Here is a 17,863-nt window from a genome sequence, read left to right as displayed (position 1 = left end):
CGCGCCGGGGCCCGTTTCTTTAAGCTGGGTTCTGTGCGGATCGGCGAACTAGCCCAGCGGACCGGAGTCAGCGCCCGCTCGCTGCGGTACTACGAGCAGCAGGGCCTGGTGCGGAGCACGCGGTCCGCGGGCGGACAGCGGCACTACCTGTCGACTGAAGTCGAGCGGATCGAACTCATCCGCCGATTGTTCGACGCGGGCTTGAACAGCAAGGTGATCGCCCGGCTGCTGCCCTGCGTGCACAGCGACGACGCGGCCGTCATCGAAGACGCTTTCACCACCATGGTGGGGGAGCGGGACCGGCTGACCGCCGACATCGCCCGCCGCGTCGAGGCCCGGGATGCCCTGGACGTGCTGATCGAGGCGAACACCCGATACCGGCAGGGCGCGGGGAGTTCGTGCTAGATGCTGATGACTAGCTTGCCCGAAGCGTGCCGGGACTCGACGAGCGCCAACGCTTCCCGCGCCCGCGCGAGCGGATAGGTCCCGGTGATGTGCGGATCGAGCCGCCCTTCGGCCATCAGCTCGGCAACCCTTTCCAGGCCTGCCCGATCGAGACGACGATGGACGAACTCTCCGCCGAGTTCGGTCACCGAGGGGTCCCCGACGGCGATGAGCTTCTCCGCCAACGGCGCGACACTGCGCAAGGATTCTCCGCCGACCGTGTCGACCACAGCGTCGAAGTCGCCGAGTTGGTCCACGACGTTGCCTGCGGTGTAGTCGACGAATCTCGCCCCGTACTTCGCCGCGAGATCCCGCTTGGCCGTGCTGCCCGTACCCGTCACGACGAGTCCCCGGTCCCGTGCAAGCTGGGCCAGCGCGATCCCGACGCCGCCGCCGATCCCGTTCACCAGCAGGGACGCGCCCTCAGGCAGGTCTAGTTGATCAAGCACGTCCAGTGCCGTGGTGCCCGCGACGGGGATGGTCGCCGCCCAGGTCCACGGCAGAGTGTCCGGGATGCGGGCGGTGGATTCGCCGAGCAGCAGCGTCGTTTCGGCGTACGTGCCCGCCCCGGTCAACGCGAACCCGGTGACCCGATCGCCGACTTCGAGCCCCGTCACGTCTTCGCCGACTGCGAGCACAGTTCCCGCCGCTTCCATCCCGATGACCTGGGGAAACGGCAGATGTCCATTCAGATCGGGGACATGCCCGGCCCGAAGCAGATGATCGAGCGGATTCACCCCCGCGGCGGCGACGCGGACGAGAACCTCGGCGGGACCGGGCGTCGGGTCTGGCCGTTCGAAGAACTCCTGAACGTCGGCCGCGCCGAAAGCCCGGTATCCCAAGACGGTGCTCATCTGCTGATTCCTCCTGCATCTCGGTTTGTTCGAAACCGACGCTATTCGTTGACACCGATGTCAACTTCCAGCCGATGTGACCCGGCCGACATGGTCCGTGGGAAGCTGAGTCGTCGGAGGGGGACTCCAGGTGGACGAGCCGATCACGAACCAGATCCTGGGTCCGGTCACGGGCAAGGTCGTGCAGATCGGCCACGCGGATTCGGTCACCTACGCGGGTGCCTCGCCCGCTCGGTCCCGCTACCTGGAGTGGGTGCGGCAAATCGCGCCGCGCGAACTCGTCGGCCGCGACGCGGAATTAGCCGAACTGACGCGATTCTGCACCGCGCCGGACGGCCCGGACTACGTCTGGTTCCGTGCTGAACCGTGGACCGGAAAATCGGCGCTGATGTCCACTTTCGCCCTCAATCCGCCCGCCGGGGCGCGGATCGTCTCGTTCTTCGTCACTGCCCGGCTGGCCGGGGACGACACGCGGGAAGCGTTCGTGGACGCCGTCCAGGAGCAGCTCGCGGAAATCCTCGAGACGGCGAAGGACCCGGAAGCCCGCAACCTGCCCGCGGTGTTCGCGGAGGCCGCCGCGCGGTGCGAATCCGACGGGCAGCGGCTGGTGCTGGTGATCGACGGGCTGGACGAGGACCGAAGCGCCGGGGGACGCAGCATTGCCGCTCTGCTGCCCTTCCCGTCCGCCGGACTGCGGGTGATCGTCGCCAGCAGGCTCAATCCGGACGTCCCGTCCGACGTCCGGGCGGACCACCCGCTGCGCGCCCCCGGCATCGAGAGGCTCTTGGCCCCGTCCGAGGCCGCCCGCGCCGCCCAAGGCGACATGGAACGCGAACTGGACGCCCTCCTCTCCGGAGAACCGGACCTGCTGGGCCTGGTGACAGCGGCTCGAGGCGGGCTTTCCCGCTCGGATCTGGCAGAGCTGACCGAGCGGCCGGTGCGGAGCGTCGAGCGAGCGCTGGGCAGCGTGGCGAGCCGGTCCTTTTCGCGCCGTCCCGCGCAGTGGCACGCCGCCAAAGCCCCCGAGATCTACGTGCTGGGCCACGAAAATCTGCATCGCGAGGCGGAAGAAGCGCTGGGCGCGGACGCGCTGGCCGACTTCAGGTCCACATTGGACACATGGGCGCACCGCTATCGCGCGGCTGGCTGGCCCGCCGAGACACCGCAGTTCCTGCTGCGCGGGTACTTCCGGCTGGTGCAGGAAACCGGCGATCCGGCCGCTCTCGCCGATTTGGCGGCTGACCCCGCGCGGCACACCCGCCTGCTGGACGTCTCCGGCAACGACCTGGCCGCGCTGGCGGAGCTGGATGTCGCGAGCGCAGCGGTGCGGAACGCGGCCGAGCCGGATCTTCTCCGGCTCGTCACGCTGGAAACCTACCGGGACAACTTCCGGGACCGAAGCAACGTGATGCCGTTGGAGCTCCCGGCGTTGTGGGCGAGTCTCGGCGAGATCGACCACGCGATGGCTCTGGCGCGGTCGGTGCTCGATTCCGACCGGAAGCGGATGGCTCTCACCGCACTGGCCGCCGAACTCGCCCGCACCGGCAGGCCGGACGAGGCCCGGCAGCTGGCGGCCGAGCAGCCGGAGGCGGAGGTGCGCGATCTGCTGCTGGCCGAGATTCCGCTTGCCCTGGCCGAGGACGGCCGCCGGGCGGAGGCTGTCGCGTCCCTGGATCCGGGACTCAGCGCGGACCGGCGCAAGCAGGTCGAGGCGCACCTCGCGGTCGCCCGTCCCGATCCGGATTTCGCTCGGGCGATCCGCCGGGTGATGGCGATGTCGCCCGGTCCGGGACAGACCTCGGCATGGAAGCGGCTGGTCCGCCTGGTCGCCGCGGTCCACCCGGGCCTTGCCGAGCGCTTCGTGGAGGCGAGCGCTGGACACCCGTCGCTGGACCGGGTCAAACCAGCGGTTGAGATCGCCGGAGTCTTCCGCCGCAGCGGCGAGGTCGACCGGCTGCGCGCGTGGGCGGAGCGACACGGCCTGGAACAGCCCGAGGTGACGCTCTACGCCGATCTGCTGGCCGGGAAGGAACTGAACACGGCCGGGGAAGACGAACGGGACGCGTGGGCGCTGATCGACCTCCTGGCCGCGGCCGGGGAGCTGCCCCCGATCCCAGCGGTGCTCGCGGGTATTTCGGACGCGTCCTGGTACGAGGCCGCCAGCGGCCGGTACTTCGCCGCGCTCGCGGAAGGCGGCGAACCGGACCGTGCCGTAGAACTGACCGTCGGGTTCCGGCCGAAGTCCAGGGAACGGGATTCGCGCCGGGAAATCCCCGGTTTCCTCGTCCGGATCGCCGAATCCGTGCTGCGGAAGGGCGACGAGGCCCGGGCACGGGACATCGCGGCCAAGGCGGAGGCGCACGCTCGCCGCCCCGTGCTCGCCCGCCGCGTCGCGGACGCGATCGTCGCGCTGGTCGAGGCGGCCGCAGCTGCGGGCGACATCCGGCGGACCGAGGCGCTGGCCCCGCTCGTGCCCTCCGACCGGTATCCCGGGATGCGGACGTTCGTGCACCTGCTCGCCGAGCGGGGGGAGGCGGCGATCGCGGAGAAGGTGATCACCGGGCTCCGCGATCCGGAGCAGACGTGTGGACCGATGCTGCTGCTCGCCCACAGGCTGCGGCAGACCGGCGACACCGCGGCGCTCGCCCGTCTCGCCGCGCAGGTGCGCGCCTGGCTCGACGGGTACGACGACGGTCCGTACCTCGGCTGGCGTGACTATTTGACGATGATGTGCGCGGTCGGCAGCCGGGAGGAAATCACCGACACCATCGCTTTGTGCAGTCGGCACAGTCGGCAGGCACTCGACTATGCGATCGGCAGCGTGGCCGAGCTGGCCGCCCGGGGCGAGGACGGTCCCGCCCTCAAACTGTGCGGTTTCCTGAAGGGGTACGACCGCAGCAATGCACTGTCCGCCTTGGTTTCCGGATTGGCCGAGGCAGGATGGGCGGATCGCGCGGAGGCCATCGCCGAACGCACCAGCGGCGAGTACCGGCGCCAGCAGTTGCTGGAGGCGTTCGCACGGGGAGTCGCCTCCCGGGACCTGGAACGAGCGCTGGCGAAAGCCGAACAGGTCGACTATCCGCCGGTGCGGGCGAGGCTGCTGGTCGACCTGGCCGCGCACGCGGATCCGGGCCAGCGCAAGCGCATCCTCGCCGCAGCCGCGGAACTGGACCATTGGTCGACCATCGTCCCGGCCCTCGGGGCGGAAGAACTGGCCGGTCTTCTCGACGTGGCCGACCGCATCGGCACGCTCTACCTCCCGGAAGACCCGGACGCGTGACCCTCGACGCCCACCGCCCCGGGCAAAGGCGGCAGACCCTATCCTGAGACGCGTGAACTGGACAGTCGACGTTCCCGTAGACACTCTCCCCGAGCTGCCGCCCCTGCCTCCTGAGCTGCGGGACCGCCTCGACACCGCCTTGTCGCTGCCTGCCGCGCAGCAGCCGGAGTGGCCCGACGTCGCGCTGGCCAAGCGGGTGCGCGGCGTGCTGGAGAGCGTGCCGCCGATCACTGTGCCCGCCGAGATCGACCGGTTGAAGAGCCGGCTCGCCATGGTGGCTCGCGGGGAGGCCTTCCTGCTGCAGGGCGGCGACTGCGCGGAGACGTTCGAGTCCAACACCGAACCGCACATCCGGGCCAATCTGCGCACGCTGCTGCAGATGGCCGTCGTGCTCACCTACGGCGCCAGCCTGCCGGTGGTGAAGGTCGGGCGGATCGCGGGCCAGTACGCGAAGCCGCGCTCGTCCGGCACCGACGCGCTCGGGCTGCCCGTCTACCGCGGCGACATCATCAACTCGCTCGTCGCCAAGCCGGAGCTGCGGGTTCCGGACCCGGGCCGGATGATCCGCGCCTACGCGAACGCCGGCGCGGCGATGAACCTCGTCCGCGCGCTCACCGGGGCCGGCATGGCCGACCTGCACCAGGTGCACGACTGGAACAAGGACTTCGTGTCCTCGTCGCCCGCGGGGGAGCGGTACGAGGCGCTCGCCGCCGAGATCGACCGCGGCCTGCGGTTCATGAACGCCTGCGGCGTCACCGACACCTCGCTGCAGTACACCGAGATCTTCGCCAGCCACGAGGCGCTCCTGCTCGACTACGAGCGCGCGATGCTGCGGCTGGACCAGGCCGACGCGGCGAACCCGAAGCTGTACAACCTGTCCTCGCACTTCCTGTGGATCGGCGAGCGCACCCGGCAGCTCGACGGCGCGCACATCGCGTTCGCCGAGCTGCTGTCGAACCCGATCGGGCTCAAGATCGGCCCGACGACCACGCCCGAGCAGGCGCTGGAGTACGTCGAGCGGCTCGACCCGCGCAACGAACCGGGCCGGCTCACGCTGATCTCCCGGATGGGCAACGGCAAGGTCCGCGAGGTGCTGCCCGCGATCGTGGAGAAGGTCGAATCGTCCGGGCACAAGGTCATCTGGCAGTGCGACCCGATGCACGGGAACACGCACGAGTCGTCCACCGGGTACAAGACCCGGCACTTCGACCGCATCGTCGACGAGGTCCAGGGCTTCTTCGAGGTGCACCACAAGCTCGGCACCTACCCCGGCGGCATCCACGTCGAGCTGACCGGCGAGGACGTCACCGAATGCCTCGGCGGGGCACAGGAAATCTCCGACGTCGACCTCTCCGGCCGCTACGAGACCGCCTGCGACCCCCGGCTCAACACCCAGCAGTCGCTGGAGCTGGCCTTCCTGGTCGCGGAGATGCTGCGCGGCTGACCTCCGCCCGGGAGTGCTGATCCCGGGCGGAGCGGACACCGGACCCAGCACGCGATGCCGAGGTACGTGAGGGGAACCCTGAGGGAATCAGATTCCCCCAGGGTTCCCCTCACGTACCGTTCGCGGGAACGGTGCCGCGCGGCCCATCGGCCAGCCGGTGCTCCGCATCCTCTGGCCAGCACCGCTGCAACGGACCCGCCGCACCCGGCACTGCCGAGAAACCCCAATGTGGCATTCGGTGCGTGAGATGCACCCAATGTGGCGTTCGGTGCGTTGAGCGCACCCAATGCCACATTGGGGCGCAAGACCGCGCACAAGCCGAAGCCGCAGCGCACCGCTCACGAGGCGGCCAGCAGCTCCGCCGCCGATTTGGCCACCGCGTCGCGCAGCGACCCGAGATCCGCCACCGCGTCCGCGTTCGCCTGCAGTCCGATGTGGACACTGTCGAGATACGGCGCCACCGCGATGCCCACCGCCTGGTGCGGGGCCAGCGGCACGAACGGGTACACCTGCGTCAGCGGCGCTCCGGCCAGCGCGTGCCGGGCAGGCGGCACCGGCACGGTCGTCACCACCAGGTCGAACAGCAGCGGCGCGGCCAGCCCGGCGGTTCGCGTGCCCAGCCAGTGCAGTGCGGCGGGCACCCGGTCGGCCAGCAGCGGGAAGGCCCCGGCGCCGCGCGAAGGTCCGGCGGCTTTGTTGCGCGTCATCGCGGCGCGCACTTCGGCCAGCCGACGCACCGGATCGTCCATTCCGATCGGCAAATCGCACAAATAGCCGGAAAGCTTGTTCCCGCCCACTTGCTCGGCCGCTCTCCCGCGCACGCTCACGGGAATCAGCGCGCGCACGGAACGTCCCGCCGCGCGAATGCCGCGATTGATAAGCCATTCGCGCAAAGCACCGGACAACACCGCGAGCACGACGTCATTCGTGGTCCCGCCGTGCGTTCGCCGGATCCGGCGAAGATCGGCCGAGGCCAGCCGGGCGAAACCGAGGCGGCGTTCGGCGGTGGCGGGTGCGGCCAGCGGCAGGCACGGCGGACGGGCCGCCCGGACCACCGACGACGCGATTCCCGCTGTCTCCAACGTATCCCGTACCGCCTCCATCGGCGTGCGCGGCTGCGGAATCGCCGGTTCGGGCTCCGGGAGCGGCAATCCGTCCAGGAGTCCTACCGTGACGGCGTACGCGCCCGCGCCGTCGGTGAGCGCGTGGTGGAGTTTTAGCAAGATCGCGAAGGTTCCGTCCGGAAAACCTGTCACCACAGTGAGTTCCCACAACGGACGGTGCGGGTCGAGCGGTTCGGCGATCCACCTCGCCGCGAACTCCGGGAGCGGGTCCGGGTCGTACAGCGTGGTCAGCCGGTGGTGGTGAATGTGTTTCACTGCCCGGAAATCCGGGTCGTCCACCCAGGTCGCGGAGCCGGGCGGGAAGAGCCCGGCGCGGATTTTCCGGCGCAGCGGCGGGATATGCGCCGCCCGGCGGGCGAGCAGCGCGGCCAGCCGGTCCGGATCGATCGGCTCCTCCGGTGCGAACACCAGGGCCACGCCCATCTGCATTGGCGCGGTTTCCCTGGAGAGGCAAAGAAAAGCGACATCGAGCGAGCTGAGCGGGGCAGGCGCCATGGTCCACCTTCCAACGTCCGGCGTCGAGTGCGAATGTCGAGGGCGAATGTCACGACACTACTCGGGTATGACCGGCGGACGGCCGTTATGTTTCGGGGACGCTAATTCCCGCGGATTTCACTCGCCCGGGGCACGGCGCGGCTGCCGTTGCGGCAGTCCGGGTCCGGCGGAGTCGTTGACCTCGGCGGCGATCTGGCGCATCGCGACGCCGTTGCCCGGCCGTTTGGGCAGCCCTGGCCACAGTTCGCTGGCCTCGTGCGCCGCCGCGCGCAGCCGCCCGCCGTCGAGTTTGGTGTGCGTTTCCGGGATCTCGCGGTCGAGCCACTGCACGATCAGCTTCACCGGACCGGCGCTGGGCAGCGGCCACACGAAGACCGGCTGCTCGTAGTGGAACTCCGACCCGCCGCCGTCCTCGACGCGCAGCACCGGTTCGTGCGGTTCGCCCGCGCTCGGCACCGAAACGGTTTCGGAGCTGGCCCGGCCGCCGTCCGGGAACAGCACGCCGACCAGCAGCGAGTTGTAGTCCGGGATGCGCCGGTGGCCGATCAGCGGCGCGCCGTCCATGCGGTCGCGCGAGTACACCGCGATCCGCAGCGTCATCGCCTCCGGCCACACCTCGACCGCGCGCAGCGCCACGATGGTGCGCTCGGACCGGCCCAGCGGCGTCGCCCACGGCACCAGCGCGGGCACGATGTGGTCGGCGGGCGGGCCCGTCCACGGACGGCCCTCGTAGCCGAACAGCTCCTGCTCCCGGACCGGGAACAGGGGTCGCTCGCGAGGACCGTCCGTGAAGAAGCTCATCAGTCCTCGCGGGGGGCGACGCTGCCGTCGGAACCGGACTGCTTGGGGCCCATGGCGTCCATCAGCTGGCGCGCGAGGCCGAGGCCCGTGCCGCCGAGGGAGAGCGCCTTGGTGAACATGTCCGACATCCCGTCCGCGCCGTTCAGGACCACCATGTGGTCGACATTGCTGAAGGCCTGCGCGCCGGCTTCGACGATCTCCGGCCAGCGCTCGGCCAGCTGTTGTGCTACCACAGCCTCCTGGTTCTCCGCCAGTGCGGCCGCGCGCGCCTTGATCGCCTCGGCCTCGGCGAGCCCCTTCGCTTTCGCCGCTTCGGCTTCGGCCAGACCCTTGGCTTTCGCCGCGTCCGCGTCCGCGAGGCCCTTCGCCTTGGCCGCCGCGGCTTCGGCCTCGCCAGTGGCCTTCGTCGCGCTCGCGCTGGCTTCCGCCCGGGCCTTCGTCGCCTGCGCTTCAGCGTCCGCCGCGGTCTTGACCCGGGTCGCGTCCGCGCCCGCCCGCAGTTCGGTTTCCTTCGCCTGTGCTTGTGCGCGGGCGATTTGCGCGTCGCGTTCCGCGTCGGCCGTGGTGCGCGTTTCGTACGCCTTCGCGTCGGCCGGTTTCCGCACCTGCGACTGCAGCCGCTGCTCGGACAGCGCCGCTTCCAGTTCGGCCGCCTTGGTCTCCTGGACCACGACCTCCTGGCGCGCCGTCGCCTCGGCCAGCGGACCGGACTGGCTCGCCTTCGCCTTGGCCTGGTCCACCTCGGCCTGGTACCCGGCCTGCTGGATCTGGCTTTCCCGGATCGCGCCCGCCTTGCGCGCGGCGGAGACCTGCTCGGCCTCGGTGGCCTCCTGGTCGCGCTGCGCCTCGGCGATCCGCGCGGCGGCGGCGATCGCGGCCGCGTGCGGTTTGCCGAGGTTGACGATGTAGCCGGACTCGTCGTCGATCTCCTGGATCTGCAGCGAGTCCACGATCAGCCCGAGCTTGATCATCTCGGTCGCCGACGACTGGCGGACCTCGCCGGTCAGCGCGTCGCGGTTGTGGATCATCTCCTCGATGGTCAGCCCGCCCACGATCGAGCGCAGATGCCCGGAGAACAGCTCGTGGATGGTGTCGTTCATGCCCTTCTGCTGGTCGAGGAACCGGCGGGCGGCGTTCGCGATCGAGGCGAAATCGTCGCCGACCTTGTAGATCACGACCGCGCGCACGGTGACCGGAAGCCCCTGTTTCGTCACGCACGAGACCTGCAGGTTCACCCCCCGGGTGTCCAGCGACAGCCTGCGCGCGGTCTGGAAGCCCGGCAGCACGTTCACGCCGCGGCCGGTGATGATCTTGAACCCGAGGCTGTCGGCCGTTTCGGTGCGCTCGACCCGGACGCCCCAGCCGGAGATGATGAGCGCCTCGTTCGGCTCCGCCACCTTGTACAGGATCCGCAGGAGCCCGAACAGCAGGATCACGGCCACGACCGCGATCACCACGATGACCCAGATTTCCATAGCCCTCGCCGCACTTTCCGTATTCAGCTGGCACGGCGCTCAGGCGCCGTCAGCACTGCGACGCGGTCAAGCGCGCAACGGTTGCCACCTTTCCACGTAGACCGTGCGCGGAGGCTCGAAATCGACCACCAGAACGGGTGTTCCGACGGAGAACGTGGTGTCCGGCTCGGCCGGGTAGGCGTAAAAGGCCTCGGTGCCGCCGCGGACGCTGAGCAGCACCTCGCCGATCAGCCCCGGCCCGACGGTGCCGGTCACCCGGCCGCGGCTGCCGATCATCCGCCGAACCCCCGGATCTTGACCTTGGTGCCCTTGGGCACGAACGAGCCGGGGGCCGGGTCCTGCTGCAGGACGAAGTCGAAGCCGCCGCCGTGCCCGTGGCCGTTGCCGTCGCCGCCCTTGCGGTCGACGTCGAGCCCGGCCTGCTTGAGCATGTCCGCGGCCTGGTCGAACGTGCGGTACCGGACGTCCGGGACCTGCACCGCGTTCGAAACGTAGACCTTGACCTTCTTGGTCCCCGCCGAGCCCGCGCCCGGGTCGGTGCGCGTGACCGCGCCCGCGGGCACGGTCTGCGAGAACTCCTCGCCGCCGTCCTGCGGCTGGAATCCGGCCTGCTGGAGGATCTGGAACGCCTCGGCCTTGGACCGCCCGGTGACGTCCGGGACCGGCGGAAGCGGCTCCGGGCCCTTGGACAGCACCAGCGTCACCTGGCCGCCGATGTCCACCGGGGTGCCCGCCGCCGGGCTCACGCTCACGACGGTGCCCTGCGGCGCGGTGTCGCTGTACTCCGGAGTGCCTTGGACGACGGTGAGCTTCTGCTCCTGGACCGCCTTCGTGGCCGTGTCGAGCGCGGTGCCGACTTGGATGTTCGGCACCTTCGGCTTGCCCTTCGACACGACCACGGACACGGTCGCGTCCTGGTCGAGCGTGGTGCCCGGGGCCGGGTCCACCTTGATCACCTTGTTGGCGTCGACGGTGTTGTCGAACTCCTGGCTGTAGCGCGGGTTCAGCTTCGCCGCGCGCAGCTGGTCGCCCGCCTCGGCCTGGGTCAGCCCGGCGAGCTTCGGCACCGTCGTGGTCGTGACCTTGGAATCGCTGAGGATGAACGCGAACGCGCCGATCAGCCCGCCGAGCACCAGCACCCCGGCGATCGCCAGCGCGATCAGCTTGCGCTTGTCGCGCGGTTTCCGCGGCTCAGCGGGAGCGGGAGCCGGCGGCCCGGCGTGCGGCGGTCCGGCCGGGGGAGGCGCGGCGGGCACGGCGCGGGTCATGGCGCGCGTGCCGCGCGGCCCGGAGACCGGCATGGTCTGCTGGCCCGGCGGAACGTTCTGCTGGACCGCCGGGATGTTCGGGAGCGTGCGTTCGACGTCCGACACCCGGTCGCCGTCCGGCGGCGGGGGCACCGGCACCGCGACCGGCTGCAGCCCCAGCTCGGCGCGCGCGGCCTGCAGCTGCGCCAGGAACTCGCCGGCGTCGGCCGGGCGCTGCTCCGGGTCGCGGCGGGTGGCGCGCAGGATCAGGTCGTCGAGCACCGGCGGCAGGTCCGGGCGCAGTTCGCTCGGGCGGGGCACGTCGTCGTTCACGTGCCGGTAGGCGACCGAGATCGCCGTGTCGCCGGTGTAGGGCAGGCGGCCGGTGAGCATCTCGTACAGCAGGATGCCCGCCGAATAGACGTCGCTGCGGGCCGTGGTGTCGCCGGTGGCGACCTGTTCGGGGGCCAGGTAGCCCACGGTGCCGAGGATGACGCTCGAGCTCGTGGTGCCCGCGCTGGCCACCGCGCGGACCAGGCCGAAGTCGCCGACCTTGACCACGCCGCCCGCGAGCTGCCCGCTGCGGCCGATGAGCACGTTCTCGGGCTTGACGTCGCGGTGGACCAGCCCGGCGGCGTGCGCGGCGGCCAGCGCGGCCAGCACCGGCTCCGCGACGCTCAGCGCGAGCGAGACGTCCAGCTGGCCCTGCTCGTCCAGCAGGTCGCGCAGCGTGCCGCCGTTGACCAGCTCCATCACCAGGAACGCGAGGCCGGTGTCCTGGCCCGCCGGGGTGTCGAAGCCCTGGTCGTGCACGGCGACCACGTTCGGGTGGTGCAGCTGGGCGGCCGAACGCGCTTCGCGCACGAACCGGTCGACGAACGACCGGTCGTCGGCGAAGCGCGGGTCCATGATCTTGATCGCCACCGCCCGGTCGAGGCGGGTGTCGAGGCCCCGGTAGACGGCCGACATCCCGCCCCTGGCCAGCAGCTGGTCAACGCGGTACCGGCGTTCGAGCAGGGTGCCGACGAGGCTGGGCTGGGTGCGCGTCACGGTGGGCAATCGTACGGAAGGGCGCGCGCGGCGGGGCGGGTCACCCGTGCGTAGCAGTGGGCCGGACGGGGGAATGTGGCACAGTGTCACCTGTGAGTGGGATTCCTGTCGCCGACGACATCCTCGACACCGAGGTCGCGGTCAAGCCGTTGCCGGAGGTGGCGGCCGCATTGGGGGTGTCGGCCAACAAGGTCCGCCAGATGCTGCGGGACGGCGAGCTGATCGCTGTCCGGCGCAAGGGCGAACTCTGCGTGCCCGCCGCCTTCTTCGTGAAGGACGGCATCGTCAAGGGGCTGGGCGGCACGATCACCGTGCTCGCCGACTCCGGCTTCAGCCGCACCGAGATGCTCCGCTGGCTCTTCACCGCCGACGACACGCTCCCGGGCAGCACGCCGATCAACGCGCTGCGCACGAGCCACGGGACCGAGGTCAAGCGGCGCGCGCAGGCGATGGCGTTCTAGTCCCTTCCCGCATTGCTCCGGAAGGGCTGACAACAATCGCCCTTCCGGACAGAAACCGCGTTGGTCGTTGACGCGGTCAATTGGTCCAGTCCATCCTCGGGAACCGTCCTGAAAATCCTGCTCTGCCGCATGCTGGAGAGGAGCATCGGGCATGGGAGGACGGGTTTCCGGAAGACTCCGCGCGGTCGCGTCGATCGCGCTGGTGCTGGGCAGTTCCGCTTTGCCGGCACCACCCGCGGCGGCCGCGCCCTTCGCCGTGGCGGCACCGCGAGCGCGGGAAGTGACCTTGCCGACGGGGGACCGGCTGACGGTTTTCCCGGGGCCGAACGGCGGCACGAATTACGCCTTTTCGTCGCCGCCGCGCACCGCTTTCCAGTCGTATCAAACCGACGGCGGCGACCGTTATGTCATTCCGGGCGAGGCCGTTCCGTTTCTCGGGCGGCTGGACAAATCGCTCTTCGACGTCACCGCGCTGGCCCGGCTGCAGTCCGGGCAGACGCCCCTCGAGCTGACGTTCCCCGCTGGCTCGGCCCCGACGGCGTTGCCCGGCATCACGCTCGCCTCGTCCGCCGGGAACACCGCGACCGGGTACCTCGCTTCGGCCACGGAATTCGCCGCTGACCTGCACCGACGCCTCGCGGAGGACGCCGTCGCCGGCCGTCCGGCAGGCAGCAGCGCGCTGCCCGCGACGATCCGGCTGGCCGGCGCGTCCCGCGAACAGCAGCCGCAGTATCCGATGAAAATCCTCGAACTCCGGCTCCTCGACCTGCAGGGCCGCTCAGTCAACGGCATCGTGTCGCTGATCAACACCGATTCCGCGGCCAAGCTGCTGCGGCATGTCGACGTCGACGGCGTCACCCGGATCGCGGTTCCCGAAGGGCATTACACCGCGTCCTCGACCTTCTCCGACTTCGACAGCACGGGGAGCGTGATCGCCACGCGGACCTCGTGGGTCGAAGGGTTCACTGTCGGCGATTCGCCGGACGCGCAGACTCTCACCGTGGAGGAGAAGTACGCGACCGCCGAGGTGAAGGTGGCTCCGTCGAAGTCGACCACGCAGGCTTCGCTCACCACCAACTTCTTCCGCGAGGACGCGACCGGCCGCGGATTCGCTGTCGGCATCTCGGGCAGCACAACCAAGCAGTACGTGCGGCCGGTGCCGAAGCCCGCTCAGGGCTTGCTGCACTACGTCGTGCAGTGGGCAGGCAAACCGCCCAAGCCCGAGGACCGGTACCGCGTCGACCTTTCGTTCGCCAGCGACGGCATCGCCGAGAACCAGTCGTTTTCCACAAAGGACAGTGAACTAGCGACGGTCGAGGACCGGATGTACGCCGATCCCGCCGACACCATGCCGGTCGCGATCGACAGCGGCCCGGTGGACCCGGTGATCCTGCGGCACGGACTCGGCGCGAGCGGCTTCTTCATTCCCGCCCCCGGCGTCCTGACCGACTACCTCGGCACCACGCACACCACGGAATGGGTGCAGTACGAGCAAAAAGGCTCGTCGTACACGCTCATGACCGCCGATCCGCGTACCTACCGGCCGGGCAGCACCACGACCGTCGACTGGTCGCGCGGCCCGCTGACCGCCGGTCTCGGGCAGTGGAAGCGGGACCGGCTGTGCGAGGCGTGTTATTCCGGCGGCATGGTTTCGGTCGCCATCCCGGAATTGCGCGACAGCGAACCGGACCACACCGCGATCCCGTTGTTCTACGCTCCGCAACTGCACTTCTCCTTGTACCGCAACGATCAGCAACTGTTCGATCAGGACGGTGCCTACGGCGCGTCGGTCGAAGTGCCGAAGACACCAGCGACATTACGAGGCATGCTGGACGTCGACCGGACCGCGATCCCTGGCGTCGGCCAGGCCGGAAAACTGCACACTGAACTGACGCTGCAGTACGACCCGGCCGCGGCTGGCCCCACGCTGCCGTCCCCGCATCGTTGCCAGGCAGTCGATCCGACGCAGCCGTGCCGGATTCTCGGCGCGCTGACGGTGGATTACCGGCTGGATTCCGATCTCTCCACGACGTCGTCCTCGCCGCTGCAGGTGCTTGAACTGCACGTCGGCCACGCCGCTTACAGCGGTGCCGGATCGCATTCGCCGATCACCTCGGCGACCGTTTCGGTGTCTGTCGACAACGGAGTCACCTGGCAGCCCGCGCAGGTCTTCGGATTGTTCGGCGAATACGTCGCCATGTGGTGGAATCCGCCAGCCGGGACCTCGCCGTCGCTGAAGGTGACCGCGCGGGACCTGGCGGGCAATGCGATCACGCAGACGATCAGCAACGCCTACACCGTCGGGAAGGCCGAGCGATGAAACGCATCCTCGCTGTGCTGCTTCTCCTCGGCGCGCTCATCCCGTCCGTCGCGTCCGCCTCCCCGCGTGACCTCTGCGGTCCCGCCGCGCCCGGATTCGCCCGGTGCTACGCCAAAGTGGACAGTCGCGCTGCCTTGCGCGCCAGCGGATACAGCCCCGCTGACCTGCGTTCCGCCTACCGCCTGCCCGACACCGGCGGCGCGAACGAGACGATCGCCATCGTCGACGCTGGCGACGCCCCGACCGCCGAAGCGGACCTGGCGGTATATCGACAAACCTACGGCCTCCCGGCCTGCACCACAGCGAACGGCTGCTTCCGCAAAGTCAACCAGCACGGCGACGCTGCTCCACTCCCGCCGCGACAGGGCGACTGGCCAGTGGAGATCGCTTTGGACCTGGACATGGCGTCCGCCGCCTGTTCCCAGTGCAAAATCCTGCTGGTGGAAGGCGACGACGCGTCCTTCGACGCACTCGGCACCTCGGTGGACACGGCCGTGAAACTGGGCGCGACGATTGTGTCGAACAGCTACGGCGCACCGGAAAGCCATTGGTCCGGCGATTTCGCCGCGCATTACCGGCATCCCGGCGTGGCGATCGTCGCGTCGAGCGGTGACGGCGGATTCGCGGCACCGAGCGCGCCCGCGGTGTACGCGAGCGTCGTCGCGGTCGGCGGCACCTCACTGTCCAAAGCGGACAATGCGCGCGGCTGGACCGAATCGGTGTGGAAGGGCGCGTCGAGCGGATGTTCGGCCTGGGTCCCGAAACCCGCGTGGCAGAAGGACCCGAACTGCCCAGGACGGACCGTCGCCGACGTGGCCGCGGTAGCCGACCCCGTCACCGGACCCGCCGTGTACGAGACCACAGTCCTCCACGGCTGGACGGTAGTCGGCGGCACGAGCGCGTCTGCCCCGTTCATCGCCGGAGTCATCGCTTTGGCCGGACATCACGATCAGTATCCGGACGCTTCGCGGCTGTACGCTGGGAAACTCAACGACGTCGTCGGCGGAGACAATGTCGTATTCGAGGAATGCGGAGACTACCTCTGCACCGGCGTCCCGGGATACGACGGCCCGACTGGCAACGGAACGCCTAATGGACTAGCTGCTTTCTGACCGTCCACAACGGATGCGCGACTGCGGCGACCACCTGCATCCCCGCCGCCGCAACCAAACCGACGGCGGGGGAGCAGGCGGCTAACGGCCCGGCAACGGCGTTCCCCAGTGCTATCCCGGCGATCTTGACACTGGCCGCGGTGGTGAACACCTGCGCCCGCATTTCCGGCGGCGCTTCCCGATGCCGAACCGCGAACAACGACGCGAGTTGTGGCCCTTCGCCAATCCCGGTGAGTGCCACCGCAATCACCAATAGCGGCGCGTTCGGTGCCACCGCCGCCCCCGCGAGCCCAATCCCGATAGCGACCGTGCTCAGCTGCACCGCGCGATCCGGCGAATACGACCGCCGCGAGAGAACCGCATTCGCCAGCAACGACGCGACCGACAAGCCGACGAGCAACAACGTCCCGTACCCCGCGCTGCCAAGCCGTTGCTCGCCGATCAACGGATAGCAGACGAACGCCATCCCGATCCCGACGCACGACAACGTCGAGGTGGCGGTCGACTGTCGCAGCGCAGGATTCCGGACGAGAACCGTTGCCGCTGCAAAGAATCGCGGCCGCTGCCTTTCACTGTTGCGGGGGAGCCGCCACGCGAACGGCACCGCGAGCAACGCCAGCGCCCCAGCCGCGACCATCGCGACTGGAGCCCCCGCCGCCGTGGCGAGCACTCCCGCGAGCCCCGGCCCGACGAGCGCCGCCGCGGTGAACGTCATCGCGTCGAGCGTGCTCGCCCTGCCGAGTTTCTGTGCGGGCACCAATGCGGGGACCTGCGCCGTCCACCCGCCCCCGATCGCCGGTGCCAGCAACCCGCTCGCCACCGCAATCCCCATCACCAGCGCAAACGGCACCGTCCCGAACAGCGCGGTGATCGCAGCCAACCCCGCCGCGTACCCGATCAGCCCGACCGCGAGGATCCGGCCAGGCGTGGGCGACCGGTCCAGGAGCGCGCCCAGCACCGGCCCGCCCACCGCCGCCGCGACAGTGAGCCCGGCCAGCAGCGTCGACCCCGCGACCGCTCCCGAAGCGCCCACGCCGAGCAGCAGCACCGCCGGGCCGGACAGCTCGTCACCAGTGCGCGCAGCCGTCGCCCCGATGAGATAGGCCGCGAATCTGTAACGGCTTGTCACTGTCAAGATGTTACAGTGGCTCATGCCTGGAACGCAGCCGGATTTCGCGGGCCGCTCCGCCCGGGACGCGGTCCGCCGTGCCGTAGCGCTGCTCGATGTGCTGCTGACGGCGGATCCTTCGCCGGATTCGGTAGTCGCAGTCCTGGTCGAGCACGGCGAACCGGAACCCCGGCTTTCCGCGCGCGACGTGGCCGAGTTGCGTGCCGCCGCGCTGGAACTGCGGGAGGTCTTCGCCGCCCCCGACGCCGCTTCGGCCGCCGAGGTGCTGAACGCCCTGTTCGCCGCCTACGCCGGACCCCCGCGCCTGACCGCACACGACGACGACTTCGGCTGGCACCTGCACGTCGACTCGTCCGACGACGGCCCGTGGGGAGCCTGGCTGATCACGTCCTCCGCACTGGCCTTGGCCACCCTGCTGGCCGACCGCCAAAGCGTCCCCGGCGGCCTGTGCGCGTCGCCGTCGTGCGGGAAACCCTTCGCGCATCTGGGCGGGGGAAGCCCGCGCCGGTACTGCTCTTCCCGTTGCGCCACAAGGGAACGTGTCGCCGCCCACCGCGCCCGGCTGACCTGAGCGCCATGGAGACTCTTGCCCTGGCTGCGCTCGTACGACGCCAGCGCCGAACCAAC

At 70.1% G+C, this 17,863-nt stretch carries 14 protein-coding genes; 7 read left to right on the top strand and 7 right to left on the bottom strand.

What is annotated here, in order from left to right:
* Positions 1-33 precede the first annotated feature (33 nt).
* Complete coding sequence (locus tag ABZX37_RS38015) at positions 34-405, top strand: MerR family transcriptional regulator (protein WP_354748002.1); 372 nt, start codon at positions 34-36, stop codon at positions 403-405.
* Here ABZX37_RS38015 and ABZX37_RS38010 read toward each other — a convergent pair.
* Positions 402-1,298: an NADP-dependent oxidoreductase gene (locus ABZX37_RS38010; protein ID WP_354748000.1), complete on the bottom strand. Its 897-nt coding sequence runs from the start codon at positions 1,296-1,298 to the stop codon at positions 402-404. The two genes, ABZX37_RS38015 and ABZX37_RS38010, sit on opposite strands and share 4 nt — an antisense overlap.
* A 130-nt stretch (positions 1,299-1,428) precedes the next feature.
* Here ABZX37_RS38010 and ABZX37_RS38005 point away from each other — a divergent pair, with 130 nt between their 5' ends.
* Together ABZX37_RS38005 and ABZX37_RS38000 are read left to right on the top strand one after the other, a co-directional pair.
* Positions 1,429-4,578, top strand: a complete 3,150-nt coding sequence (locus ABZX37_RS38005) for an ATP-binding protein (protein WP_354747998.1) — start codon at positions 1,429-1,431, stop codon at positions 4,576-4,578.
* Between the two features lie 52 nt (positions 4,579-4,630).
* A complete protein-coding gene (locus tag ABZX37_RS38000) occupies positions 4,631-6,022 on the top strand; it encodes a class II 3-deoxy-7-phosphoheptulonate synthase (protein ID WP_354747996.1) in 1,392 nt (463 codons plus the stop codon).
* Positions 6,023-6,360: 338 nt separating this feature from the next.
* On the opposite strand, the gene ABZX37_RS37995 is transcribed toward ABZX37_RS38000, so the two are convergent.
* From ABZX37_RS37995 to pknB, 5 genes are all read right to left on the bottom strand, one after another.
* Positions 6,361-7,641 carry a wax ester/triacylglycerol synthase domain-containing protein gene (locus ABZX37_RS37995; protein WP_354747994.1) on the bottom strand — a complete coding sequence of 427 codons (1,281 nt, stop codon included), beginning with the start codon at positions 7,639-7,641 and terminating at the stop codon, positions 6,361-6,363.
* A gap of 117 nt (positions 7,642-7,758) precedes the next feature.
* The gene (locus ABZX37_RS37990) at positions 7,759-8,442 is read right to left on the bottom strand and encodes a hypothetical protein (protein ID WP_354747992.1); all 684 of its coding nucleotides are present in this window, start codon (positions 8,440-8,442) and stop codon (positions 7,759-7,761) included.
* Positions 8,442-9,917, bottom strand: a complete 1,476-nt coding sequence (locus tag ABZX37_RS37985) for an SPFH domain-containing protein (protein ID WP_354747990.1) — start codon at positions 9,915-9,917, stop codon at positions 8,442-8,444. Before ABZX37_RS37985 ends, ABZX37_RS37990 begins: the two co-directional genes overlap by 1 nt.
* A 66-nt stretch (positions 9,918-9,983) precedes the next feature.
* The gene (locus ABZX37_RS37980) at positions 9,984-10,193 is read right to left on the bottom strand and encodes a hypothetical protein (protein ID WP_354747988.1); all 210 of its coding nucleotides are present in this window, start codon (positions 10,191-10,193) and stop codon (positions 9,984-9,986) included.
* Positions 10,190-12,214, bottom strand: coding sequence for a Stk1 family PASTA domain-containing Ser/Thr kinase (gene pknB, locus ABZX37_RS37975; RefSeq protein WP_354747986.1), 2,025 nt, complete (start codon positions 12,212-12,214; stop codon positions 10,190-10,192). The genes ABZX37_RS37980 and pknB overlap by 4 nt, the downstream gene beginning before the upstream one ends.
* A 92-nt stretch (positions 12,215-12,306) precedes the next feature.
* Here pknB and ABZX37_RS37970 point away from each other — a divergent pair, with 92 nt between their 5' ends.
* From ABZX37_RS37970 to ABZX37_RS37960, 3 genes are all read left to right on the top strand, one after another.
* Positions 12,307-12,675, top strand: coding sequence for an Rv2175c family DNA-binding protein (locus ABZX37_RS37970; protein WP_344268071.1), 369 nt, complete (start codon positions 12,307-12,309; stop codon positions 12,673-12,675).
* Positions 12,676-12,826: 151 nt separating this feature from the next.
* A complete protein-coding gene (locus tag ABZX37_RS37965) occupies positions 12,827-14,995 on the top strand; it encodes a hypothetical protein (protein ID WP_354747984.1) in 2,169 nt (722 codons plus the stop codon).
* Positions 14,992-16,107, top strand: coding sequence for a S8 family serine peptidase (locus ABZX37_RS37960; RefSeq protein ID WP_354747982.1), 1,116 nt, complete (start codon positions 14,992-14,994; stop codon positions 16,105-16,107). Before ABZX37_RS37965 ends, ABZX37_RS37960 begins: the two co-directional genes overlap by 4 nt.
* Here ABZX37_RS37960 and ABZX37_RS37955 read toward each other — a convergent pair.
* Positions 16,085-17,236 (bottom strand): MFS transporter, encoded by a 1,152-nt coding sequence (locus tag ABZX37_RS37955; RefSeq protein ID WP_354747980.1) that lies wholly within the window; start codon positions 17,234-17,236, stop codon positions 16,085-16,087. The genes ABZX37_RS37960 and ABZX37_RS37955 overlap by 23 nt on opposite strands.
* Positions 17,237-17,258: 22 nt before the next feature.
* Between ABZX37_RS37955 and ABZX37_RS37950 the strand changes: the two genes are divergently transcribed.
* A complete protein-coding gene (locus ABZX37_RS37950; protein ID WP_354747978.1) occupies positions 17,259-17,807 on the top strand; it encodes a CGNR zinc finger domain-containing protein in 549 nt (182 codons plus the stop codon).
* The last annotated feature ends 56 nt before the right edge of the window (positions 17,808-17,863 follow it).

The organism is Amycolatopsis sp. NPDC004079 (assembly GCF_040610415.1).
Taxonomy (GTDB): Bacteria; Actinomycetota; Actinomycetes; order Mycobacteriales; family Pseudonocardiaceae; genus Amycolatopsis; species Amycolatopsis halotolerans.
Note: the sequence above shows the minus strand (reverse complement) of the source record. Positions and strands in the feature narration are given on the sequence as shown.

Excerpts from the sequence above, each read along its gene's own strand:
- ABZX37_RS38010 (WP_354748000.1), bottom strand. The coding sequence starts at position 1,298 with ATGAGCACCGTCTTGGGATACCGGGCTTTCGGCGCGGCCGACGTTCAG.
- ABZX37_RS37995 (WP_354747994.1), bottom strand. The coding sequence starts at position 7,641 with ATGGCGCCTGCCCCGCTCAGCTCGCTCGATGTCGCTTTTCTTTGCCTC.
- ABZX37_RS37990 (WP_354747992.1), bottom strand. The coding sequence starts at position 8,442 with ATGAGCTTCTTCACGGACGGTCCTCGCGAGCGACCCCTGTTCCCGGTC.
- ABZX37_RS37985 (WP_354747990.1), bottom strand. The coding sequence starts at position 9,917 with ATGGAAATCTGGGTCATCGTGGTGATCGCGGTCGTGGCCGTGATCCTG.
- ABZX37_RS37980 (WP_354747988.1), bottom strand. The coding sequence starts at position 10,193 with ATGATCGGCAGCCGCGGCCGGGTGACCGGCACCGTCGGGCCGGGGCTG.
- ABZX37_RS37965 (WP_354747984.1), top strand. The coding sequence starts at position 12,827 with ATGGGAGGACGGGTTTCCGGAAGACTCCGCGCGGTCGCGTCGATCGCG.
- ABZX37_RS37960 (WP_354747982.1), top strand. The coding sequence starts at position 14,992 with ATGAAACGCATCCTCGCTGTGCTGCTTCTCCTCGGCGCGCTCATCCCG.
- ABZX37_RS37950 (WP_354747978.1), top strand. The coding sequence starts at position 17,259 with ATGCCTGGAACGCAGCCGGATTTCGCGGGCCGCTCCGCCCGGGACGCG.